The following is a 22564-nucleotide window of genomic DNA, read 5'->3' as shown; positions in this document are numbered from 1 at the left end:
CTAGCCCTGTACGGGCGCGTCGCAGACACGGTGAGACCCGCCGCTCCCTGGGCGGCGGGTCTCTACGGATTCAGGAGAACCGCGGTCGACGCGGCCTCGTGAAGAGGCTGCGGAACCACATGCCGACCCCACGGGCGGCATGCACCGTCGGCCTCTCGGGCGTGATCGTGACGTCGCGATCGGCGATGCTGCGCAGAATCTCGTTCTCGCGATTGAGGGTGGCCGCACGCTCGCGATCGAGCCGATCGGCCGTGAAGGTCAGGGTGTTCCCATCCATGGCCGTTCCTTTCGTGGTGATCGCCTTCTTCGGCGATGCTGTGATGTTCGTTTGCTGTGATGCCTGGGGTCCCTCCTCAGAACGGCATCACGATGCGCGCGGATCCGCTGCCCACCACCGGTCGCCGTTCCAGGTCCGGCGATGGTGTGGCGGCGGCCGTCAACGCGGCGGTCGCGAGAACTGCGGCGACGACCGCGCCGAGCATCGCGACGGTCGCCCGCTTCATGGAGTTGCTGGCGTTCATGTCCGCTCCTTCCTTGTTCGGCCGCAGCATTCCGCGTCCGGTGATGCCACTGTCGCGCCCGGCGGTACTCACCGCGCCGTCGACCGGTACTCATCCGGTACTCACCGACCGCACGCGTCATTGACGCGGGGTGACGGGCGTCACACACTGCATTCATGGCCATCAGGGTCCTGGGGCCGCTCGATACGGGGAACGAGCACGCCCTGAGCCCGCGGGAGCGGGCCGTGCTCGCCGCATTGATCGTGCGAGTGGGACGGACCGTCGCGCCGGGCGAGCTCGCCGAGGCCTGCTGGGGTGATGACCCGCCTCGCACCTGGCCCCAACAGGTCAAGACCTCGGTGGCGCGCATCCGCGCGGGGCTCGGCGCCGCGGCGGTGCTGACCCGGGGCTCGGAGTACGCGCTCGGGGTCGACCCCGCGACCGTCGACGCGTTCGAGTTCGAGCGCCTCGTCTCGTCCGCCAGGCAGCACGCTCTGCACGACGAGAACGACCGCGCTGTGGAGATGTACCGACGCGCGCTGGCGCTGTGGCGCGGCGTCGCCTACTCCGAGCTCGCGGATTGGGAACCCGCGGTGGTCGAGGCCGAGCGGCTCGCCGAGATCCGCGACAGCGCAGCGGAGGAGCTGCTCGAGGCGCGACTGGCCGAGGGCGAGCACCGCGCGGTGATCGCGGACGCGGAGCGCCTCGTGCGGGCGGCGCCGCTGCGCGAAGAGCGCTGGGCCGTCCTCGCGATCGCGAATTATCGGGCGGGCCGCCAGGCGGAGGCGCTCGCCACCGTTCGCGCCGCGCGGGCGCGGCTCGCCGATGAACTCGGCATCGACATCGGCGATCGCCTTCGTGAGCTCGAAGCGTCGATGCTCAGGCAGGACCCGGCACTCACCTTGGTGAGGATCCTGCACCGGGTGAGCGACGCGTGTCCGTACCGCGGCCTCGCCGCGTACTCACCCGCCGACGCCGAAGCGTTCTTCGGTCGCGACGGCGACGTGGACGACATCCGCCAACGGCTGCGCCCCGGGCAGCTCACGGCGGTGGTCGGCGCGTCGGGATCCGGGAAGTCTTCGCTCGTGCTCGCCGGAGTGCTCCCGCGTGTCTCGGACGGACGCACGGTCGCGGTGCTGACAGCGGGGCGCGACGCGGCGCTCGACCTGCGAGCCTGGATCGAGCAGCGGGGCGCGGCCGACATCGTGGTCATCGATCAAGCCGAAGCGGTGTTCCAGCTCGCAGCGCCGGCACGCGACGAGCTCTGCGCCATCGTCGCGGACGTGCTCGCCGACGGCTCGTCGGTGCTCATGACTCTGCGCAGCGACTTCCTCGATCGGGCGACGGGCCTGCCGCATGTCGGCACGGCGATCGGCCGCGGGGTGCTGGCGATCGGGCCGCTCACCGCCGACGGCCTCCGCCAGGCGATCGAGTGTCCCGCCGTCCGCGCCGGCCTGCGGCTCGAGCCCGGCCTGGTGGAGCTGATCGAGCGGGATGCCGGAGATCGCCGCACGACGCTCCCCCATGTCTCCCACGCCCTGGTCGAGACATGGGTGCGCCGGGAGGGAGCCACGCTGACGGTTGCCGGCTACGAGGCGTCCGGCGGCATCGCGGGAGCTATCGCCCAGTCGGCCGAGTCCCTGTACCGCTCCCTCGACCCACACGACGCCGACGCGTGCCGCTCGCTCCTCCTGCGCCTGGTGCACCGAGGCGCGGACGGGCTCTCCGTGCGTCGCACCGCGTCGCTCGCACCTCTCGCAGCCGACCCGGCACGCCGCAGAGTCATCGATCGGCTCGTGACGGCTCGGCTGGTGACCACCGACGCCGACGAGATCACGGTGGCCCATGAGGCGATCGCAACGGCCTGGCCGCGACTCGACGGCTGGCTCGAGGAGGATGCGGAGGGCGCACGCCTCGTGGCGGCCGTCGCCACCGCCGCGGAGCTGTGGGACGGGTCCGGCCGGCGAACCGAGGACCTCATGCGCGGCGCCCGCCTGCAGGCGGCGCTGGACTGGCGGGAGGAGTCCGAGCCCGATCTCACCGCTGGAGAACGCGAGTTCCTCGACGCGTCCTCCGATCGGGAGCGGGACGAGGTGCGCGAACTCGCGGACCGCGCCGCGCACGACAGGCGGAACATCCGCGGGCTGCGGTGGGCGATCGGGGGTGCGTGCGTCCTGCTGATCGCTGCGCTCCTCGGGGGCGGGCTCGCCGCGGTTCGCGGCGCGGAAGCGCAGGCTGCCGCCGAGAACGCGCGCGTCGAGGCCGTCGTGGCGACATCACTCGCCGTGCTCGCGAACGACCGGGAGACGGCCGCGCTGCTCGCCGCCGAAGCGTTCCGCCGATGGCCGGAAGACCCCCGGGTGCGCTCTGCGCTCTGGGGGGTCATGATGAGCACGGGCGGGCTGGTCGACACCCACTGGGACGACCAGGCGTACCTGCCCGCGATGGACGTTATCCCGGGGTCGGCGAAGGCGGTGCGCGTCTCCTCCGACGGGGAAGGCTCGGATCAGGCAACGGTGGACGTCATCGACGTCGACACCGGCGAGGTCGTCGACGCGTTCGATCTCGACCTTCCGGCGACGCCGCCGCTCAGCATAAGAACCATCGTGGTGAGCCCGGACGGCTCGACCGTGGCGATCCAGTCGCCGGTATATCCGGATCCGTCGGACCCGGAGCGATGCTGCTGGAACCACGTCGCGTTCGCCGACCTCCGCACGGGCCGATTGTCGGCGGCGCCGGTGATGGTCCAGGCGCATATGTCCAGTCGACCGATCTTCGACGACGTCGGACGCACGCTGTACTCGACGAGTCCCGTCACCGGCGACATCATCGCGATCGATTCGGTGACAGGTGAGGTCCGAGCGTCGAATCCTGCTGCCCTCGAAGAGCAACCCGCACCCGAGGACCGCGACCTCGGGCTGACCCTCGTCGACGACCGATCGGTGGCCGTCGCCGCAGGCGACGCGATCCTGCTCTACGATCGTGCATCGCTGGCGCTGACACGGACGCTTCCGCTCGCGGGCGACGTGGCGGGCCTCGCTCTCATCTCCGATGGACGCGGCGGCGTCGTCACCACCGGCGCGGACGGCACCGTCCGTGTCTCCCTCGCGACGGGAGAGACGCTGTGGCGACGAGCGGCTGATCCCACGCGGAACTGCAACACGCTGCATCTCGCCACAGAAGCGAGCGTGGCGTGCGGGTCGTACGCAGGCGCAGCGCTGATCGATCTGGAGACCGGCGAGACGCGGCGTGAACAGGCCGCCCTCCAGCTCAACCTGTCGCCGGAGTTCGAGACGATCGACGACGAGTCCCTGCTCGTCACCGTCGACACCTTCACGATGTGGATGCGGTGGCGGGTCGACGGCGGCGGTGCCGGCTCGGATGTCGTTGCGGAGGGCCGCGAACTCGTCGACGGCCCGGAGGACGGAGGATCGCTGGTCGTCACCCAGCCTGTCGGCGGCGGTCGCATGCAGCTCTGGGATCTCGAGCGCGACGCGCCGGTGGGCGAGGACGCAGACCTGATCGTTCCACTCGGCTCGGGTGTCGTGGCCCGCTCCGACGGGTCGGGCCGGCCACAGCTGCGGCGCCTCTCGGGTGAGGAGGTTCCGCTCGCCATCCCCGATCTGCCGGATGACTTCCACCTCGTTCCCGGCGGGTGGGCTCACCTCGCCTTCGCGTGGTGGCCGGACGCCGTGGTCGCCTTCGACCCGTCGACGGGAGCGCCACTCGGACCCGCGCTGAGTCTGCCTGGCGTGCAGTTCGTCGACGTCCTCTCGGCGAGCGAGACGCCCGATCAGGAGCGCGCGGTCATCACATGGTGGGAGGAGTCGGTCGGCATGACGGAGACCGCGGTCTTCGACATCCCGACCGGCGACCTCCTCGTTCGCGGGCTCTACGGTCTCGAGCAGAGTCACGCCCTCGACAGCGATCAGGTGATCGGCATCGAGGCCGAGAATGCGCGCCGCTACGACATCCGCACGCTCGAGCCGGTCTCGTCCCTCGCCCGCGCCGTCGGAGGCAGTCAGCTGATATCGGCCAGCACCGATGGTCGGACTCTGCTCAGCGTGGGGTTCAACAATGCGCTCACGCTCTATGACCTCAGGGCGGATGTGGCCCTCGCCGCCCCGCTCGACAGCGATGCGCCGGGCGTGCGCCTGCGGGGCGGCTACCTCACGGCGGACGGCGAGACGCTGCTCGAGGCGCTTCCCGACGGCGTCCGCATCTGGGATCTGCGTCCCGTCGAGCAGGCGCTGGACGCGTGCGCGCTGGCAGGGCGCGAGCTGTCGGCGGAGGAATGGTCGACGTACTTCCCGGGCGAAGAGCGAGTCGACACCTGCGCCGCGCTGAGATCGTGACCCCCGGCCGCTCTTGCGGTCTCTGCCGGTCGCCAGGCGCTCACGCGGGAACCGCGAAGGCCCGGCTCCCGCCCGAGGGAGCCGGGCCTTCGCCGCGCCGGATCAGAAGACCGGAGTGCCGGCACGCACCAGTTTCCAGTTCACCACGTGGAAGTCGGCGGGATCGATCACGCCCGTCGCGGACGCGTACGCGACGATCGCCTCGCGGATGGCGACCTGGGCGTTGTAGACGACCGGTGCCGCCGCGATGTGCGGGAACCCGCCGCCGCCGGACTGCCGGTAGTTGTTGACTGCCACCACGAAGCGCTGATCGGCGGCGACAGGCGTTCCCTGCCACGCGAGGTTCGCAATGCGGGAGCCCTGCGGCTGCGAGATGTCGATGTCGTAGGTCACGCCCGAGAACTGGTCGAAGTTGTAGTCGGGGGTGCCGAGTGCGTTCGTCCACGTTGCGGGAGCCACCGGCGCGTCGGGAGCGACCGTCAGGAAGTACTTGGCGGAGTACTCGAGATAGTCCTTGATCTGCGCTCCCGTCAGCACCGAGCCCAGCAGCGTGTTGTCGTAGATGTAGAGGCCGGCGACGTCTTTGATCGTCACCTGGCCCGCCGGGAAGGTCGCCGCACGGTTGAACGGCGCCGCCAGCGAGATGATCGGGAGGGTTGCCTCGGGCGTGCCCGCGATGGCCTTCGACACCGTGTCGATCTGCACGTGGTTGACGTAGTCGAGGATCGCGGTGTCCTTCCAGCAGGACTCGGCGGCCGACAGCGTCTCGGTCGAGGTCGCCACGGGGGTGTTCACGTACGCGACGACCGCGTCGTGCTGCGCCTTCACGACCTGCACCAGCGCCGGGTCGTCGGCAACGGTGTTGGTGTTCACCGTGAGGGACTTCGCGGCGGCCACGACCCACTGACCGCGTTCCATGGTGAGCTGGAGGTCGAAGACGCTGAGTCGCTGACCCCAGTTCTTCGGTTCGCTCATCACGACCTCCTTGCCGGTGACCTTGTTGACCACCCGCACCTCCGGCTTGTCGAGATGCGCATGCCCGAACAGGATCGCGTCGATGCCCGGCACCTCCTCCGCCAGCATCCGGGCGGCGTTCTCCACCGGGAGGTCGCTGCCGTACGACGACAGGCCGCTGTCGCCGGCGTGCACGCTGACCACGACGACGTCGACGCCCTGCGCGCGCATGACCGGCACCCAGCGCGCCGCCGTCTCGACGACGTCCAGCACGTCGAGACGACCGCTCACATTCCCCTTGTCCCAGATCACGACGCCGGGGTTCGTGAGCCCGAGCACGCCGACGCGGATCGGCTTGTAGCCGGGAACGTGCATCTTCTTGACGATGTAGGGCTGGAACGCGGGCTCGGTGGTGCCCGCGTGCACGGCGTTGGCGGCGAGGGCGGGGGCATCCAGCTGCGAGATCCAGTAGTCGAGGAAGTCGAGCCCGTAGTTGAACTCGTGGTTGCCGAGCGCCACGGCGTCGTAGCCGATCGCGTTGAACCCGGCTGCGATCGGGTGGACGGCGCCGGACGCGTTCACCGGGTCGACGGTCGCGTAGTAGAAGCCGAGCGGGGAACCCTGGATGGTGTCGCCGGCGTCGAAGAGCAGCGTGCGCTCGCGACCCCGGTCGGCGCGGATCTGGTTGACGAGGCTCGACACGCGCGCCAGGCCGATGGTGTTGCCCGCACTGTCGCTGTAGGCGGCGTCCTTGTAGTAGTCCCAGTTGAGCGCATTGGCATGGATGTCGGAGGTGCCCATGATCGTGATCGTGACGGACCTGCCACCGCCCTCGGCCGCCACCGCCTTCGGCGTCTGCGCCCAGCCCGCCGCGGCGAGGACGCTGGCCGCCGAGACGCCGACGAGGAAGTTGCGGCGACTGAGTCCCGACCGAGGCGGGGTGTCCGCCTGAGGGTCGACGTCGTGGTCGGATTCGTGATCAGGCATGTGTTCTCCCATGGCGAGGATCACACCACGCGCGCGTGCCCCGCGACAAGGACCGGCTCATGAGGAAACTCTCAGCAAGCGGTGTCGCGGCGTCAGGAGCGGGCGGCGGCGACGGCGGCGGCCACGATGCCGGGGTCGGTGACGTCGTGACCTGCGAGCCCGCCCCCCGGCCCCGACGCAGCGTCCAGCCCCGTCTGGCGGCGAGCCGAGAGGTGGACCGAGGGCACGCCCGCGTACACGATGTGGGGAATGTGCTCCGGGGCCACTCCCCCACCCGCTGTGACCTCCAGCGCCGTCCCGGCGAGGCGCGCGTAGGCCGCGAGGCGATCGACTCCGTCGATGCTGCGAACCGCGCCGCCGGACGTCAGCACACGGTCCACGCCCTCGGCGAGCAGCGCCTCGAAGACCTCGGCGCTCCGCGGCGACGCGTCGATCGCGCGATGGAAGACGAGCGTCGCGGGGCCCGCAACATCCCGCCATCGCCGCAGCGCCTCGCGATCAGCGCGACCGTGCGCATCGAGCGCGCCGATAACGACGCCGGCGACACCACGGTCGACGCAGGCACGGATGTCGGCCGCCACGACGGCGATCTCGTCGGCGTCGTACACGAACCCGCCGCCGCGGGGACGGACGAGAACGTTGACCTTCTCACCGCCGACGGCATCGCACGCCGCCTCGATCGTGCCGATCGAGGGCGTGAGTCCGCCCGTCTCGAGCGCCTGGCAGAGCTCCAGCCGGTCGGCGCCCGCCGCGAGCGCCGCCCGTGCTCCTGCGGCATCCTGTACGGCGATCTCGACGACGGCGGTCACGGCACGACCTGGAGCGCTGCGGCCGCATCGCCTCGGAGAGCGTCGGGAACCACCGCTCGCACCGAGCCATCCGCGACACGATCGAGAACCGCCTCTGCCCCACCGAGCCACCGGGCGCGCCGGTCTGCCAGTTCGACGGGAAGCTCGAGCACGCCCGCGGCCGGATCCAACGCGATGACATTCACGGCACCGTCGACCGCCGTGTAGGCCCGCGGCACACCGGTGTCCTCGAAAGCGCGCACCCACGGACGCGTGCCGTAGACCGCAGCGCCGTCGCGGCGCAGCCACGCGCCGAGCTCCCGCATCGCGCGCGCCTGCAGCTCGGGGATCGAACCGTCGGCACGGGGGCCGACGTTGATCAGCAGATTGCCGTTCTTGCTCACGACGTCGGCGAGGAGCCGGATGAGCTCGGCCCCTGACAGCGAGTGGCTGGCATCCTCGGCCTGGTTGTAGCCGAAGGAGTACCCCAGCCCTCGCGTGGACTCCCAGGGCTGCGGGACGCTGTCGGCGACGTGGGTGTACTCGCGGGTGAGGAACCCGTGGCGCGGCACGCCCCAGCGATCGTTGACGGCTCCGTCGGGGACCGCCGAGAGATAGCGGCGCAGGAGGGCGGCGACAGCGTAGTCCTCGGAGCCTTTGCCGCCGTCCGGCCACTCGATGTCGTTCCAGAGGACGTCGGGGCGGAATCGCTCGACGAGCTCATCGAGCTGCGCCGCGGCATACCGCGAGAACCACTCGTCGGCGCGGCGGAACCGGAACAGATCCGTGTCGGATTCGATCGGCGGGAAGTCGCTGACGTGCCAGTCGAGCGCACCCGAGAAGTACACGCCGAACCGCGCACCCGCGCGGCGGGTGGCGTCGTGCAGCTCGGCGATCAGGTCACGGCGCGGACCACGCCGCACGGCGTTGAACGTCGTGGTGTCGGTGTTCCAGAGGCAGAAGCCGTCGTGGTGCTTCGTCGTGGGCACGACGTAGCGCGCGCCCGCGTCGATGAGCGCGCCGACGAAGTCGTCGGCGTCGAAGCGACCGGCATCCCACCGGTCGGCCAGGTCCTCGTAGCTCGTGCCGGTGCCGTAGAGCTCCTGATGGCGCTGCCACGTCGGGCTGCCGGCGATGCGGACCGTGTTGGCGTACCACTCGGCGTACTGATGGTGGGCGTACGCGTCCTCGACCGGGACGCCGCCGGGCGGATGCGCCGGCGCCCACGCGGGGACCGAGTACAGGCCCCAGTGCACGAAGAAGCCGAGCTTGGCGTCGCGGTACCACTCGGGAACGGTCGCATCGGGGTACTCCGGCGTCGCACCGCCGAGATCGGGTCCGGTGCGGGTCTCGAAGTTCATGCGCGCGCCTCCGATCCGTGGCGCCGCGCGACGAGGGCGCGAAGGTCGGGCTCGTCATCGGTCGTACCGAAAGGGAAGGTGCCCGGACGTAGGCGCGAGTGCCCGAGCCGCAGCAGGTCCTGATCGACCCCGCCCGGCGTCAGGGCGAGCGTCCAGCCCGCCGCGAGGTCGTACAGCTCCGGCTCGAGATAGCCGATCTTGACGATCACGATGTCGGCGCGCTCGGGGTCGAGCCCCAGCATCCGGAAGTCGTCGAGGTGATGGAAGGGCTTGCGACGCTCGGTCACGATGGCGTGCACGGCGCCGCTGCGCACGACGACCTGGATTCCTGCGACGGGGTCGCCGTCGGTGACGGAGAACACCTCGCCGGTGAGTTCGACGGGGCCACTGGGCCCGGCATCCACGCGTCCGCCCACCCGCAGGGTGACCGTGGCACCGGCACCGGCGGCGCATGCGGCGCGCACCGCCTCCGGGTCGAACACGGATGCCGCCAGGACGACGCGGGAGCGGTCGGCGAGATCCGCCCGCTCGAGCAGGCGGCCGAGGGTCCACGACACGTCTCCCGCGCCGCCCGCCGTGGGGTTGTCGCCGGAGTCCGAGATCACGTACGGCCGGGGCGCACCGGCCGCCAGCGCGATGTCGAGCGCATCGTCGAGCGTCGCCGTCGGACCCACGAACGCGAAGTCCGACCGGGCGTCCCAATAGCGGCGTGCGAGGCGCTCAGCCTCGCGGGCGATCACGTCGCGGTCGTCGCCCGTCACGATGACCGTCGCGTGACAGCGTGGCTCGTCCGCCCACGCGTAGCCGACCCACACCGCGGCATCCATGACGCCGTCGAGCTCCTCGACACCGGGAATGAAGTCGTACAGACTCTTCGCGGGTTCGAGCCTCGTGCTCGTCTTCTCGCCGGGGAGCAGCACCGGCACCCGCACCCACGCCTTGTAAGGGCGCCGCGCGTCGGCATCCGCTCCCCCGGCGCCTCGCAGGCGCACCAGCAGATTGTGCACCGCGCGCTGCTTGGTGTTCATCCAGTCCTCGTGCGGCGCCATCCGGTAGCAGGTGATCAGGTCCACGGCATCGAACAGGGCGGCTGACACGTTGCCGTGGAGATCCATCGACGCCGAGACGAGGGTGTCGGGTCCGAGCGCGTCGCGCACGGCCGTCGCGAGGTCGCCCTCGGCGTCGTCCATTCCGACGACGCTCATCGCGCCGTGGATGTCGAAGAAGAACGCATCGAACGGGCCCTCCGCGCGGATGCCGTCCACGATCGCCTGCTTCATGCGCGCATACGTGTGCGGATCGACGGCTCCGCCCGGCAGCGATCGCCCGTGGGTCAGCGGCACCCACTCCGCGGCATCCCGCAGCTCCTCATCGTCCGCGAGGAACGGGTAGTACGCGAGGAGTTCGTCACCCGTGCGGATCGTGAACGCCTCATCGCCGGAGACATGCGGCGAGAACGTGCTCGATTCGATCGAGATGCCGCCGATGCCGATCCGTGGCCGGGCGAGGCCGGACGGGTCGAGGGGGCCGAGCGGCCCCTTCCAGATCTTGTCGTGGTCAGGACGCGACGTCACGGACGAGCTCACCTTCTGCGAACGGGGTGGAGGGGAAGGACTGATCGGATGCCGAGACCAGCGCCGCGGCGCCGAGCACCACGGCATCCCCGCGCAGCGTGCCGGGGACGATGCGCAGCGGGGCGCCCGAGACGGGCGGATCGGACGCGAGGGTGGCGACGACGGCGGGCGCCAGCAGATCCCACGCGGCAGTGACGCCGCCGCCGATCACCGCGAGAGGCACATCGACCAGGGTCGCGGCCGACACGCACGCCAGGGCGACGGCGCGACCGGCCTCGTCGAACACGCGCACAGCGGCCGGGTCCCCGGCTCGCGCACGCTCGGCCACCACGCGGGCGGAGACGATGGGCCGGCCTGTCGCCGATGCGTAGCGTCGGGCGATCGAGGTGCCCGACGCGAGCGTCTCGAGGTGTCCGATGCGTCCGCACGTGCAGATCAGCTCGCTGTATCCGGGCGTGTGCCCGATCTCGCCGGCGGCCCCGTGCGGCCCGTGACGGAGTCTGCCGTCGAGCACGAGCGCGCCGCCGACGCCGGTGCCGAGCATCACGCCGAGGACGTCGCTCCCACGTCCGGAGCCCCACGCGGTCTCGCCCAGCAGGAACGCGTTGACGTCGTTCTCGACGCGCACCTCGAGAGCCAGCCGTTCACGCAGCCGGGCGCCCAGTGGAAAACCTGCCCAGTCGACGAACGTGTCCGATGCGGCGCTGATGCTGCCGGTGCGGGGCTCGACGACCCCCGCGGCACCCACGCCCACTGCGTGCGGACGCACGCCGGCGCTGTCGGCGAGCTCCTCCACCAGCAGAGCCGCCGTCTCGGCCATGGCCGCGCCGCCGAGGCGTGCCGGGGTGTCGCGCATCGCACGCGCGAGCACGGCGCCGTCGGCGGCGACGAGCGCGCCGGAGGTCTTCGTCCCCCCGATGTCGATGCCGGCGACGACCGGGGAGGACGCTGCGGCCCCGCTCATCGGCCGCCCAGCCCGGCCATCGCGATGCCCTTCACCAGGTGCTTCTGAAGGACGATCACCAGGATCGTGGTGGGGATCATCGAGATGATGGCGGCCGCCATCTGCAGGTCCCAGCGCGTGCCGGTGAGCCCCGAGAAGCTCGCCAGCCCGACGGGGAGCGTTCCGAGCTGCGCGTAGTCGACCGTCACGATGAGCGGCCACAGGTAGCTGTTCCAGAACGACAGGAACGTGAAGACCGCGAGCACGGCCACCGCCGACTTCGACAGCGGCAGGATGATCTGCAGGAAGGTCCGCACCGGGCCGGATCCGTCCACACGTGCCGCTTCGTCGAGCTCGAACGGGATGCCCCGGAAGAACTGGCGCATGAGGAACGTGCCGAACGCGGTGAAGGCGAACGGGAGGATGAGCGCCTGGTAGGTGTTCACCCAGCCGAACCACTGCATGACCTGGAACATCGGGATGACGAGCACCTCGGCCGGCACCATCAGGGTCGCCAGGAAGAGGACGAAGACCGCGTCGCGGCCCCTCCAGCGCAGGCGGCCGAACGCGTAGCCCGCCGTCGTGGACACGATCAGGACGACCACCGTGCCGGCGACCGCCACGAAGAGCGAGTTGCCGATGTACGTCCAGAAGGGGCCGTACTCGAAGACCTCGGCGAAGTTGCCCCACTTCAGCTGCGAGCCGACCAGCGTCGGCGGCATCGAGAACATCTCCTCGTTGGGCTTGAGAGCCGAGAAGAACGCGTAGATCAGCGGGGCCACGAACACAAGCGCGGCGAGGTAGATGCACACGTGCGCGATGATCAGCCGGATCGTCTCGCCGCGTGTTCTCGGGGCCTTGGCGCGACGCCCGGTCTCCTCGGGGACGAACTCGTCTTCCGAGGTCATCAGGAGCGTCTGCTCGACGGCTTCGTCGATGCCGGTGTCAGTGCTCATAGTGCACCCACTTGCGCTGTGCGGCGAACTGCACGCCGGTGATGAGGATGATGATCGCGAAGAGGATCCATGCGGCCGCCGCCGCAAGTCCCAGGTCGCCGAAGGTGAAGCCCTGCTCCCAGATGAACATCACGAGCGGCTTGGTGGCGTTTCCGGGCCCGCCGCCGGTGAGTAGCTGCGGCTGGGCGAAGACCTGCAGCGCGGTGATCATGGTCATGATCGTCGCGAAGAAGATCGACGGCGAGATCATCGGGATCATGACGCTCCAGATCAGCCGGAAACCGCGTGCGCCGTCGATGCTCGCCGCCTCCAGCACGCTCTCGGGCAGCTGCTCGAGAGCTGCCGAGAAGATCAGCATGTTGTAGCCGAGGCCCTGCCAGACGCTCATGGCGACGACCATGATCATCGCCCAGTAGGGGTCGGCGAGGAAGTTCGGGAGGGTCACCCCGAACCAGGACTGCGCGAGCCCGTTGAACAGGCCCTGCGGCTGCAGCATCATCTTCCACACCAGGACGTTCGCGACCATCGGGACCACGACCGGGATGAAGAAGAGCACGCGCAGGGCGCCGCGGCCGCGGATGCGCGGACCGAGCCCGATCGCGAGCACGAGCGAGAGCGCGATGCTCAGCGGCACGTACAGCAGCGTGTACACCGCGGAGTTCCGCAGCGCCGGCCAGAAGTCCGGGCTCGACGTAAAGAGCGTGACGTAGTTGTCGACGCCGGTGAAGGTGCGGTCGCCGAACGTCGGCCAGTCGTAGACGCTCATCACGATCGACAGCCCCACCGGCACGATCGTGAACAGGGCGAGCCCCACCAGGGCCGGGCTTGCGAAGCCCAGCGCCTGGCGGGCCTCGGCCCGGGCGAGCGACCCCCGACGTTTCGTCGTGATCGTCATCAATCTGCTCTCCTGCTCAGGTGCGAAGATGCGGAAACGGGTCCGGTCAGTTGCCGAACTGCGTCTGAGCGTTCTCCAGCAGGTCCGACATCTCCATCTGGCCGTTGTAGACGCTGACGAGGTTGGGCTGGATGTAGCTGTCGAGCTTCTCCCAGTTCTTCGTCATGTACAGCGGCACCGTGGTCTCGAAGGCGGACTCGAAGACCGTCTGGACCTGCTCACGGTACTTCTCGTCGATCGAGTCGAAGTACAGCGGCTGCGACTCGGTGCGCGCGGGGTACGAACGGCCGGACGAGGCGATGTAGTCCTGCGCGTCCTTGCCGAGGAGGGAGCCCATGACCTTCAGTGCCTCTTCGGGGTGGTCGCACGTCTTCGAGATGCCGTAGCCCGAGCCGAGGATCGGCCCCGAGTTGCCGTGGTCTCCGGTGGGCAGCGGCGCCATCCCGGCGGCGAAGCCGGACTCGTTGTTGAGGTAGCTGACGGCGTTCCATGTGCCGTCGACCGCCATCGCGGCGTTGCCGCCCGTGTACTGGTTCTCACCCCAGCCGGTGTCGGAGGCCGACGCGACAGGCGCCGCGACACCGAGGTCGGTCACGAGGCCGGAGTACCACGAGGCGGCATCCACGAAGTCCGCGTCGTCGATGTGAAGCGTGCCGTCTTCAGAAGCGGGCTGCTTGCCGGAGTAGGCGATCGGCATCGACATCCACTGGTAGCCGCCCATTCCCATCCCGAAGCCGTACTTGCCGTCGGTCGTCGCGGCCGTGGCGATGTCCTCGAAGTCGTCGAACGTCCAGCCGATCTCGGGTGTCGCCGCGCCCGAGGCGGTGAGCATGTCCTGGTTGTAGTAGACGAGCATCGTCGCGACGTCGAACGGCACGCCGTACAGGCCACCCTCGAAGCTGAGGATGCCTTCCGCGCCGGGGTTGAAGTCGGCGAAGTCGAGGCCTGCCGTCTCGAGGTCGTCCGCGGTCAGTTCACGGAAGCCGTCGGTGAATCCGCCCAGCTGAGCGCCGCTCATGCCGGTGACGCAGGCCATGTTGCCGCTCGCCATGTTCGTCGTGAGCTTGGTGAAGAAGTCGTTCCACGGCGCGGTCTGCAGCTTGACCACGACATCCGGGTTCTCCTCCTGCGCGATCGCGACCTGCTTCTCGAGCGCTGTCGTGTCGTCCTCGCTCCCCGCCCACATGTCGACGACGATCGTCGGCTTGCCGTCGGTGGACGCGTCCCCGCCGGATCCGCTCGCGCACCCTGTCAGCACCACCGCTACGCCGGTGGCCGCAGCCACCGCGCCGACGCGCAACTTCTTCATCGAATGTCTCCTCTGTCAGCCAGTCTTGGTCAGGTTGTTTCGATTGTCGAACTAACCTTGTACTCTTGTGTCGCAAGTTACCATCGCAGATTTCGATTTGCGACGCAACCTGAACATCGGATGTTTATCGACGTGTGATACTTCGTCACGTCTCGGAAACACGGCCCGCCCCACCCCCGCGAGAGGCAACATGACCCCGGACACCGACCGCTCCGCCGATGAGGAACTCTCCCGTCGCATCGTCGACCTGATCGCGCGCGGCGAGGCCCGCTCCCGCTCGGAGCTCGCCGCAGCCCTGGGCCTCGCGCCGTCGACCGTGAGCCTGCGCGTGCAGTCGCTCATCGACGCGGGCATCGTCGATGAACGCGGCGAGGGCACATCCCGCGGCGGGCGCCGCCCCCGTCTGCTGGGGATCGACGAGAACTCCGGCGTCGTCCTGACCGTCGACCTGGGCGGCGGCCACGCGCGCATCGGCGCCCACTCCCTGAGCGGCGAGCTCCGGGAGACGCGATCCATCCCCGTCGTGCTGGCGGACGGGCCGGAAGCGACGCTGGATGCCGTGTGCCGGGTCTTCGACGAGCTCGGCCGCGACACCACGATCCGCGCGATCGGCATCAGCCTCCCCGGCCCCGTCGACATCGCCACCGGCACGGTGACCCAGCCCTCGCGGATGCCGGGCTGGCCGGGCTTCCGTGTCGCCGAGCACGTCCGGCAGCGCTACGGGGTCACCGTCGCGGTCGACAACGACGCGAATCTCGCGGCGCTCGGCGAGCACCGTGCGCAGTTCGGCGCTACCGGGCACAGCATCACGGTCAAGGCCGGCACGGCCATCGGCAGCGGCATCATCGTCGACGGCCACATCCACCGCGGCGCGACTGGGGCCGCCGGCGACATCACGCACACGCGTATCGACGGCAGCGGCGACATCCCGTGCTCGTGCGGCAACACCGGGTGCCTCGAGACCGTCGCGAGCGGTGCCAGCCTGGTGCGCCAGATGCGCGAGCGAGGGCGCACCGACGTCGCGACCACCGTCGACGTACTGGCTCTCGCCCGTGATGCCGAGCCCGAGGCCACGACGATCGTCCGCACCGCGGGCACGCATCTCGGGCAGGCGCTGTCGGGCGTGGTCAACTTCTTCAACCCGCACGCCGTGTTCCTCACGGGCAGCATGAGCGCGTCCGAGCCCTTCATCGCGGCCGTCCGCAGCCGTGTCTACGAGGCCTGCCATCCCCTGGCGACGCAGCAGCTGCGCATCGAGGCCGCGCAGACGCGTGCCGACGCCATCCTCTACGGCGCGGCGCGGTGGGCGCTCGACAACCTCGAGCTGCCCACCGCCTGACGGGTCAGCCCTCGTCGAGGGTGAGCTCGATCACCGGGACCAGCACGTCGGGCCTCATGACCGGCAGGTGGACGGTGAGCGTGCCCTCCGCCTCGCCGGCCGGAGTCATGTTGCTCGCGGTCTGCGACGGATCGGCGACCGACGTGCGCAGCCACGAGCCGTCGTGGAAGAACCGCGCGTACGACACCTTGCCCGCCAGATCGGGCAGGTGGACGAAGCCGAGCGGCCACGAGAACAGGTGCAGGTACAGCCGGCGGCCACGCCGCGTGTAGACGCCCTCCCGCGGCGGCGCGGCATCCGCATGTCCGGCCCCGACGATCGCACCTCGGTGCAGCCGCATCCATTCGCCGATCTCGGAGAGCGTGCGCTCGTCGCGCGGGGCGATCGCCCCACGGCCGTCCGGCCCGATGTTGAGCAGCATGTTGCCGTCCATCGACACCGAGTCCGCGAGCATCTGCACGAGCAGCGTCGCCGACTTCTGCTCGGTGTTGTCGCGGTGATAGCCCCACGAGCCGTTCATCGTCTGACAGGCCTCCCAGACCTGCGGCTCGCCGTCGACCACGAGCGGCGCGGTGGGCTGATACTGCTCAGGCGTCACGAAATCGCCCGGGATGCCGAGCCGGTCGTTGACGAGCATCTCGGGCTGCAGTCGGCGGCACATCGCCAGCAGGGCCTCGGCATCCCAGTCCTCCGGCCCCTTGCCCGCCAGCCCGTCCATGGACTCGGGAGAGGTGAAGTCGAAGAAGAGGTAGTCGATCCGCCCGTAGTCGGCCAGCAGCTCCCGCACCTGCGCGTGCAGGAACTCCCGGTAGCGGGCCATGTCGCGGCCCTCGTTGAGCGCGGCGACGTCGTCACCGCGGCGAGGATGGTTCCCGTCGACGGTGAAGTCGGGGTGATGCCAGTCGAGGAGCGAGTGGTAGAGGCCGACGCGCAGCCCCTCCTCTCGGAGCGCGTCGACGTACTCACGCACGAGGTCACGGCCGCAGGCGGCCATCGAGTTGAAGTCGCTGACAGAGGTGTTCCAGAGCGCGAATCCGTCGTGGTGCTTCGTGGTGAGGACGACGTAGCCCATGCCCGTCTCCTTGGCGCGGCGCGCCAGCGCCCGCGCGTCGAAGAGATCGGGATCGAAGTGCTCGAAGTACTGGCGGTAGTCCTCGTCGGTCAGTCGCTCGTAGTTCTGCACCCACTCGTGACGCGCGGCCGCGCTGTACAGACCGAAGTGCACGAACATTCCGAATCGTGCGTCGTCGAACCACTGCTGTCGCATCTTCGCCCCACTCACCTTTCGCCTGTGCGTGCCTCCATCCTGACACAGACATCGGATGTCTGTGCGTCTGGAGCGCACCGCGAGCAACCGAAAGAGCCCGGCCCCTTCCGGGACCGGGCTCTCGGAGTCCCGCGCGATGCGCGAGGCAAGAGGTGATTCAGCGCGCCGCGTTGCCCTCGACGTAGTCCTCGTCCTGCTGCTTCCACGCGAAGAGCGAACGCAGGTCCTTGCCGACCGACTCGATCGGGTGGGCAGCGGCCTTCTCACGCAGCTCCAGGAACTCGACGGCGCCGTTGTCCTGGTCGTCGATGAAGCGCTTGGCGAACGCGCCCGACTGGATGTCGGCGAGCACGGCCTGCATGTTCTCCTTGACGTGCGGGTCGATCACGCGCGGGCCCGAGACGTAGTCGCCGTACTCGGCGGTGTCCGAGACCGACCAGCGCTGCTTGGCGATGCCGCCCTCCCACATGAGGTCGACGATGAGCTTCAGCTCGTGCAGCACCTCGAAGTACGCGATCTGCGGCTGGTAGCCCGCTTCGGTCAGCGTCTCGAAGCCGTACTGGACGAGCTGCGACACACCGCCGCACAGGACGGCCTGCTCGCCGAACAGGTCGGTCTCGGTCTCTTCGGTGAACGTCGTCTTGATGACGCCCGCGCGCGTGCCGCCGATGGCCTTCGCGTACGAGAGCGCGGTCGCCCACGCCGAACCCGAGGCATCCCGCTCCACGGCGATGATGTCGGGGATGCCCCGACCCGCGACGTACTCGCGGCGGACGGTGTGGCCCGGCGCCTTCGGGGCGACGAGGATCACGTCGACGCCCTCGGGCGCCTCGATGTAGCCGAACCGGATGTTGAAGCCGTGCGCGAAGGCCAGCGTCTTGCCCGGGGTCAGCTTGTCCTTGATGCTCTCGGTGTAGATCGAGCGCTGGTGCTGGTCGGGAGCAAGGATCATGATGAGGTCGGCCCACGCGGCCGCGTCGGCGACCGACTTGACCTCGAAGCCCTCGTCCTGCGCCTTCGCGGTCGACTTCGAGCCGTCCTTGAGCGCGATGACGACCTCGACACCCGAGTCGCGAAGGTTCTGGGCGTGTGCGTGTCCCTGCGAGCCGTAGCCCACGATCGCCACCTTCTTGCCCTGGACGATGCTCAGGTCGGCATCGGCGTCGTAGAAGATCTCAGCCATCTTCGTGTTTCTCCTTGATGTTGTGGTCGGTGTGGTCTGTGTCAGCCGCGCAGGACGCGCTCTGTGATGCTCTTGCCGCCGCGACCGATGGCGACGAGGCCGGACTGCGCGAGCTCCTTGATGCCGAACGGCTCGAGGGCGCGCAGGAACGCCTCGACCTTGCCCTTGTCGCCGGTCACCTCGACGACGAGTGCGTCGGGTGCGTAGTCGACGATCTGCCCGCGGAACAGGTTCACGACCTCGAGCACGTTCGAGCGCGTCTGGTTGTCGGCGCGCACCTTCACGAGCATGTGCTCGCGCTGGACGGATGCCGACGTGTCGAGCTCGACGATCTTGATGACGTTGATCAGCTTGTTGAGCTGCTTCGTCACCTGTTCGAGCGGGAGCTCGTCGACGTCGACGACCACGGTGATGCGCGAGAGTCCGGGGACCTCGGTGACGCCCACGGCGAGCGACTCGATGTTGAAGCCGCGGCGTGCGAACAGCCCGGCGACGCGGGTCAGCAGACCCGGCTTGTCCTCCACGAGGAGGCTCAGCACGTGACTCGTCATGGCCTCAGTCCTCCTGCTCGTCGAAGGCGGGCGAGTGATCCCGCGCGTACTGGACGTAGCTGTTGCTGACGCCCTGCGGAACCATCGGCCACACCATGGCGTCGGCGCTCACCACGAAGTCGATCACCACGGGGCGATCGTTCGTCTCGAGCGCGGTCCGGATCGCGGCATCCACGTCCTCCTCCTTCTCGACGCGGATCGCGAGGCAGCCGTACGCCTCCGCCAGCTTCACGAAGTCGGGGATGCGGACGGTGCCGTGGCCCGTGTTGAGGTCGGTGTGGGAGTGACGGCCGTCGTAGAACAGCGTCTGCCACTGGCGCACCATGCCCAGCGACGAGTTGTTGATGATCGCGACCTTGATGGGGATGTCGTTGATCGCGCAGGTGGCGAGCTCCTGATTGGTCATCTGGAAGCAGCCGTCGCCGTCGATCGCCCAGACGACACGGTCGGGCTCGGCGACCTTGGCACCCATCGCTGCGGGCACCGAGTAGCCCATCGTTCCGGCGCCGCCGGAGTTCAGCCACGCGTTCGGACGCTCGTACTTGATGAACTGCGCCGCCCACATCTGGTGCTGGCCGACGCCGGCGGCATAGATGCCCTCGGGGCCGGTGAGCTCTCCGATGCGCTTGATCACGTACTGCGGCGACATCAGGCCGTCGGTCGGCTGCGAGTAGCCGAGCGGGAACTCGTCGCGGAGGCCGTCGAGGAACGACCACCACTCGGCGATGTCGGGAGTGGAGTCGCGGCTCACCGCACGGAACGCGGCGTCGAGGTCGACGAGGACGTCCTTCAGGTCGCCGACGATCGGGACGTCGGCGGTGCGGATCTTCGAGATCTCGGCCGGGTCGATGTCGACGTGCACGACCTTCGCGTTCGGCGCGAACAGGGCAGCCTTGCCGGTGACGCGGTCGTCGAACCGCGCGCCGAGGGCGACGATGAGGTCGGCCTCCTGCAGCGCCAGCACAGCAGGGACGGTGCCGTGCATGCCGGGCATGCCGAGGTGCTGCGGGTGCGAGTCGGGGAACGCGCCCCGCGCCATGAGCGTGGTGACGAGCGGTGCGCCGGTGGTCTCGGCGAGCGAGCGCAGCTCTTCGGAGGCCCGTGCGCGGATCACGCCACCGCCGACGTACAGCACCGGCTTCTTGGCGTCGTCGATCAGCTGCGCCGCGGCCTGGATCTGCTTGCCGTGCGCCTTGGTCACCGGCCGGTAGCCCGGAAGGTCGATGTTCGGCGGCCAGATGAAGGGCGCCTCGGCCTGCTGGGCATCCTTGGTGATGTCGACGAGCACCGGACCCGGCCGGCCGGTCGAGGCGATCTCGAACGCCGCCGCAAGGGCTCCCGGAATGTCCTCGGCGCGCTTCACGAGGAACGAGTGCTTCGTGATCGGCATCGTGATTCCCACGATGTCCGCCTCCTGGAAGGCGTCCGTGCCCATGAGGGTCGAGAACACCTGCCCGGTGATGCAGACGATCGGCACCGAGTCCATGTAGGCATCGGCGATCGCGGTGACGAGGTTGGTGGCACCCGGGCCGGACGTCGCGATGGCGACGCCGACGCGGCCGGATGCGGACGCGTACCCCTCGGCGGCGTGCCCGGCGCCCTGCTCGTGGCGGACCAGGATGTGGCGCACCGACTCGTCGTCCATGAGGGGGTCGTAGACGGGCATGATGGCCCCGCCCGGGAGACCGAAGACGTCGGTCACCCCGAGCAGGTCGAGCGAGCGGACGACCGCTTCCGCGCCCGTGAGCACGGGCGTCGAGGCGGTGCGGGCTGGCGGCCGGGGAACGGCCGCGGCGGTGTCGGCTGACATGGTGAGATTCCTCACAGATGGGTCGGACGGGATGCCGGAAACCAGGCTCAACCGGTGGTCGCGCCCTCCGCAGCGGAGCGCACGAGTCGGGAGTACTTGGCAAGAACGCCACGGGTATAGCGCGGGGGAAGCGGCTCCCAGCCAGAGCGGCGGGAGTCAAGCTCAGCCTCGTCGACGAGTAGGTCGAGAGTGCGAGCCGCGATATCGACCCGTATCAGATCACCATCGCGCACGAAGGCGATGGGACCAGCGTCCACCGCTTCGGGTGCTATGTGGCCGATGCACAGGCCGGTTGTGCCGCCTGAGAATCGTCCGTCCGTCAAGAGTAGTACATCTTTTCCGAGCCCCGCGCCCTTGATGGCCGCCGTGATCGCGAGCATCTCGCGCATGCCGGGGCCGCCCTTCGGGCCTTCGTAGCGGATCACCACGACGTCGCCTGCCTGGATCGCTCCGGCCTCGAGGGCGTCCATCGCAGCGCGCTCGCGCTCGAACACGCGGGCCGGGCCCTCGAACACATCGGCGTCGAAGCCGGCCGACTTGACGACGGCGCCTTCCGGCGCGATCGAGCCGTGCAGGATCGTGATGCCGCCCTTGGCGTGGATCGGGTCGTCGAAGGTGTGGATCACCGTGCCGTCGACGGGGTCCGGGTCGAGGTCGGCCAGGTTCTCGGCGAGCGTCTTGCCGGTGACCGTGAGGGCGTCGCCGTGGAGCAGGCCCTCATCGAGCATGGCCTTCATGATGACCGGGATGCCGCCGTGACGGTCGACGTCATTCATGACGTACTTGCCGAACGGCTTCATGTCGGCCACGTGCGGGACCTTGTCGCCGATCCGGTTGAAGTCGTGCAGGCTCAGGTCGACGTCGGCCTCGCGGGCGATGGCGAGGAGGTGCAGCACCACGTTGGTCGAGCCGCCGAGCGCCATCGCCAGGGCGATCGCGTTCTCGAACGCCTCCTTGGTGAGGATGTCGCGCGTCGTGATGCCCTGACGCAGCAGGTTCACCACGGCCTCGCCCGAGCGGTGGGCGAAGTAGTCGCGGCGGCGGTCCGCCGAGGGCGGTGCCGCTGAGCCCGGAAGGCTGAGGCCCAGCGCCTCTGCGACCGACGCCATCGTGTTGGCCGTGTACATGCCGCCGCACGCGCCCTCGCCCGGCGCGATCGCGCACTCGATGCGCTTCAGGTCGGCCTCGCTCATCTTGCCCGCGAGACACGCGCCCACGGCTTCGAACGAGTCGATGATCGTGACATCCTTCTCGGTGCCGTCCGAGAGCTTGACCCAGCCGGGCGCGATGGAGCCGGCGTAGAGGAAGACGCTGGACAGGTCCAGCCGGGCGGACGCCATCAGCATGCCCGGGATCGACTTGTCGCAGCCGGCGAGGAGCACGGAGCCGTCGAGACGCTCAGCCATGATGACCGTCTCGACCGAGTCGGCGATGACCTCGCGCGAGACGAGCGAGAAGTGCATGCCCTCGTGGCCCATCGAGATGCCGTCCGAGACCGAGATCGTGCCGAACTGCAGCGGATAGCCGCCGCCGGCGTGCACGCCCTCCTTGGCGCCCTGCGCGAGCCGGTCGAGGCTCAGGTTGCAGGGTGTGATCTCGTTCCAGCTCGATGCGATGCCGATCTGAGGCTTGTCCCAGTCCGCATCCCCCATGCCGACGGCACGGAGCATGCCGCGCGATGTCGTGGCTTCGATGCCGTCGGTGACGACGCGGCTGCGGGGCTTGATATCGATGGTGTTGTCAGCGGGCGAATGGGGCTGGGCCATTGGCTCAGTCTATTGCCGCGCGGCGG

At 69.5% G+C, this 22564-nt stretch carries 17 protein-coding genes; 2 read left to right on the top strand and 15 right to left on the bottom strand.

Annotated elements, in window-relative coordinates; all coding sequences use genetic code 11:
* Positions 1-70: 70 nt before the first annotated feature.
* Together VIP82_RS00725 and VIP82_RS00720 are read right to left on the bottom strand one after the other, a co-directional pair.
* Positions 71-277 carry a hypothetical protein gene (locus tag VIP82_RS00725; protein WP_331905390.1) on the bottom strand — a complete coding sequence of 69 codons (207 nt, stop codon included), beginning with the start codon at positions 275-277 and terminating at the stop codon, positions 71-73.
* A 76-nt stretch (positions 278-353) separates the two neighbouring features.
* Positions 354-521: a hypothetical protein gene (locus VIP82_RS00720; RefSeq protein WP_331905389.1), complete on the bottom strand. Its 168-nt coding sequence runs from the start codon at positions 519-521 to the stop codon at positions 354-356.
* Between the two features lie 155 nt (positions 522-676).
* Here VIP82_RS00720 and VIP82_RS00715 point away from each other — a divergent pair, with 155 nt between their 5' ends.
* Positions 677-4855, top strand: coding sequence for an AfsR/SARP family transcriptional regulator (locus VIP82_RS00715; protein WP_331905388.1), 4179 nt, complete (start codon positions 677-679; stop codon positions 4853-4855).
* A gap of 102 nt (positions 4856-4957) precedes the next feature.
* Here VIP82_RS00715 and VIP82_RS00710 read toward each other — a convergent pair whose 3' ends face one another.
* The 8 genes from VIP82_RS00710 to VIP82_RS00675 form a co-directional block, all read right to left on the bottom strand.
* Positions 4958-6796, bottom strand: coding sequence for a 5'-nucleotidase C-terminal domain-containing protein (locus VIP82_RS00710; protein ID WP_331905387.1), 1839 nt, complete (start codon positions 6794-6796; stop codon positions 4958-4960).
* A gap of 92 nt (positions 6797-6888) precedes the next feature.
* Complete coding sequence (locus VIP82_RS00705; RefSeq protein ID WP_331905386.1) at positions 6889-7605, bottom strand: copper homeostasis protein CutC; 717 nt, start codon at positions 7603-7605, stop codon at positions 6889-6891.
* Complete coding sequence (locus VIP82_RS00700) at positions 7602-8945, bottom strand: alpha-L-fucosidase (protein WP_331905385.1); 1344 nt, start codon at positions 8943-8945, stop codon at positions 7602-7604. The genes VIP82_RS00705 and VIP82_RS00700 overlap by 4 nt, the downstream gene beginning before the upstream one ends.
* On the bottom strand, positions 8942-10519 hold the full coding sequence (locus VIP82_RS00695) for a M81 family metallopeptidase (protein WP_331905384.1): 1578 nt from the start codon (positions 10517-10519) through the stop codon (positions 8942-8944). Before VIP82_RS00695 ends, VIP82_RS00700 begins: the two co-directional genes overlap by 4 nt.
* Entirely contained in the window at positions 10503-11483 is a 981-nt protein-coding gene (locus VIP82_RS00690) for an ROK family protein (RefSeq protein WP_331905383.1), read from the bottom strand. The genes VIP82_RS00695 and VIP82_RS00690 overlap by 17 nt, the downstream gene beginning before the upstream one ends.
* Positions 11480-12418 carry a carbohydrate ABC transporter permease gene (locus VIP82_RS00685; protein WP_331905382.1) on the bottom strand — a complete coding sequence of 313 codons (939 nt, stop codon included), beginning with the start codon at positions 12416-12418 and terminating at the stop codon, positions 11480-11482. Before VIP82_RS00685 ends, VIP82_RS00690 begins: the two co-directional genes overlap by 4 nt.
* The gene (locus VIP82_RS00680) at positions 12408-13313 is read right to left on the bottom strand and encodes a carbohydrate ABC transporter permease (RefSeq protein WP_331905381.1); all 906 of its coding nucleotides are present in this window, start codon (positions 13311-13313) and stop codon (positions 12408-12410) included. The genes VIP82_RS00685 and VIP82_RS00680 overlap by 11 nt, the downstream gene beginning before the upstream one ends.
* A 46-nt stretch (positions 13314-13359) precedes the next feature.
* A complete protein-coding gene (locus tag VIP82_RS00675) occupies positions 13360-14622 on the bottom strand; it encodes an ABC transporter substrate-binding protein (RefSeq protein ID WP_331905380.1) in 1263 nt (420 codons plus the stop codon).
* Positions 14623-14812: 190 nt separating this feature from the next.
* On the opposite strand from VIP82_RS00675, the gene VIP82_RS00670 reads away from it, so the two are divergent.
* On the top strand, positions 14813-15961 hold the full coding sequence (locus tag VIP82_RS00670) for an ROK family transcriptional regulator (protein WP_331905379.1): 1149 nt from the start codon (positions 14813-14815) through the stop codon (positions 15959-15961).
* Between the two features lie 4 nt (positions 15962-15965).
* Here VIP82_RS00670 and VIP82_RS00665 read toward each other — a convergent pair whose 3' ends face one another.
* From VIP82_RS00665 to ilvD, 5 genes are all read right to left on the bottom strand, one after another.
* Entirely contained in the window at positions 15966-17228 is a 1263-nt protein-coding gene (locus tag VIP82_RS00665; protein WP_331905378.1) for an alpha-L-fucosidase, read from the bottom strand.
* A gap of 157 nt (positions 17229-17385) precedes the next feature.
* Positions 17386-18411: a ketol-acid reductoisomerase gene (ilvC, locus tag VIP82_RS00660; protein ID WP_331905377.1), complete on the bottom strand. Its 1026-nt coding sequence runs from the start codon at positions 18409-18411 to the stop codon at positions 17386-17388.
* Between the two features lie 41 nt (positions 18412-18452).
* Positions 18453-18962 (bottom strand): acetolactate synthase small subunit, encoded by a 510-nt coding sequence (gene ilvN, locus VIP82_RS00655; RefSeq protein WP_194415144.1) that lies wholly within the window; start codon positions 18960-18962, stop codon positions 18453-18455.
* A gap of 4 nt (positions 18963-18966) precedes the next feature.
* Entirely contained in the window at positions 18967-20772 is a 1806-nt protein-coding gene (locus tag VIP82_RS00650; protein WP_331905376.1) for an acetolactate synthase large subunit, read from the bottom strand.
* A gap of 47 nt (positions 20773-20819) precedes the next feature.
* Positions 20820-22538: a dihydroxy-acid dehydratase gene (ilvD, locus tag VIP82_RS00645; RefSeq protein WP_331905375.1), complete on the bottom strand. Its 1719-nt coding sequence runs from the start codon at positions 22536-22538 to the stop codon at positions 20820-20822.
* Positions 22539-22564: the final 26 nt, after the last annotated feature.

It is taken from the genome of Microbacterium sp. (genome assembly GCF_036566905.1).
Classification (GTDB): domain Bacteria; phylum Actinomycetota; class Actinomycetes; order Actinomycetales; family Microbacteriaceae; genus Microbacterium.
This window is presented reverse-complemented; position numbering and strand designations above follow the sequence as displayed.

Excerpts from the sequence above, each read along its gene's own strand:
- VIP82_RS00650 (WP_331905376.1), bottom strand. The coding sequence starts at position 20,772 with ATGTCAGCCGACACCGCCGCGGCCGTTCCCCGGCCGCCAGCCCGCACC.
- VIP82_RS00715 (WP_331905388.1), top strand. The coding sequence starts at position 677 with ATGGCCATCAGGGTCCTGGGGCCGCTCGATACGGGGAACGAGCACGCC.
- VIP82_RS00675 (WP_331905380.1), bottom strand. The coding sequence starts at position 14,622 with ATGAAGAAGTTGCGCGTCGGCGCGGTGGCTGCGGCCACCGGCGTAGCG.
- ilvC (WP_331905377.1), bottom strand. The coding sequence starts at position 18,411 with ATGGCTGAGATCTTCTACGACGCCGATGCCGACCTGAGCATCGTCCAG.
- ilvN (WP_194415144.1), bottom strand. The coding sequence starts at position 18,962 with ATGACGAGTCACGTGCTGAGCCTCCTCGTGGAGGACAAGCCGGGTCTG.
- VIP82_RS00665 (WP_331905378.1), bottom strand. The coding sequence starts at position 17,228 with ATGCGACAGCAGTGGTTCGACGACGCACGATTCGGAATGTTCGTGCAC.
- VIP82_RS00680 (WP_331905381.1), bottom strand. The coding sequence starts at position 13,313 with ATGACGATCACGACGAAACGTCGGGGGTCGCTCGCCCGGGCCGAGGCC.
- VIP82_RS00690 (WP_331905383.1), bottom strand. The coding sequence starts at position 11,483 with ATGAGCGGGGCCGCAGCGTCCTCCCCGGTCGTCGCCGGCATCGACATC.
- ilvD (WP_331905375.1), bottom strand. The coding sequence starts at position 22,538 with ATGGCCCAGCCCCATTCGCCCGCTGACAACACCATCGATATCAAGCCC.
- VIP82_RS00720 (WP_331905389.1), bottom strand. The coding sequence starts at position 521 with ATGAACGCCAGCAACTCCATGAAGCGGGCGACCGTCGCGATGCTCGGC.
- VIP82_RS00685 (WP_331905382.1), bottom strand. The coding sequence starts at position 12,418 with ATGAGCACTGACACCGGCATCGACGAAGCCGTCGAGCAGACGCTCCTG.
- VIP82_RS00725 (WP_331905390.1), bottom strand. The coding sequence starts at position 277 with ATGGATGGGAACACCCTGACCTTCACGGCCGATCGGCTCGATCGCGAG.
- VIP82_RS00710 (WP_331905387.1), bottom strand. The coding sequence starts at position 6,796 with ATGCCTGATCACGAATCCGACCACGACGTCGACCCTCAGGCGGACACC.
- VIP82_RS00700 (WP_331905385.1), bottom strand. The coding sequence starts at position 8,945 with ATGAACTTCGAGACCCGCACCGGACCCGATCTCGGCGGTGCGACGCCG.
- VIP82_RS00670 (WP_331905379.1), top strand. The coding sequence starts at position 14,813 with ATGACCCCGGACACCGACCGCTCCGCCGATGAGGAACTCTCCCGTCGC.